Annotated in this window: 1 protein-coding gene; it reads right to left on the reverse strand. The window is 71.4% G+C overall.

Annotation, left to right across the window (positions count from 1 at the left end; translation table 11 throughout):
* Positions 1-225: hypothetical protein (locus HKX41_11210; protein ID NNC24699.1), on the reverse strand; the 225-nt coding region annotated here is incomplete at its 3' end.
* Positions 226-280: the final 55 nt, after the last annotated feature.

Below are 280 nucleotides of genomic sequence, written 5' to 3' on the forward strand. Positions count from 1 at the left end.
GCCGGCGTTCATCGCGTAGCGCAGGCGCTGGCCGCGCGCTTGCAGCCAGGCATCGAGATCCTTGAAACGGTGGAACGGCCGACCGCGCTCATCGTTCAAGTACAGCGCCAGCGGCTGGCTGCGCGTGTCGATCCGCAGCACCGTGTAGCGCGGCTCGCGCGCGGCCGCGGGCAGGCCGAGCAGCGAGGCCAGGGCGAGGCAGATCCAGGCGGCGGCGCGGCGCATCGAAGGACGGGGCTCGAAAAGGAAGGGGCTGGGCTACGAGGACGGCGGAATTGCG

It is taken from the genome of Salifodinibacter halophilus (assembly GCA_012999515.1).
Lineage (GTDB): Bacteria > Pseudomonadota > Gammaproteobacteria > Nevskiales > Salinisphaeraceae > Salifodinibacter > Salifodinibacter halophilus.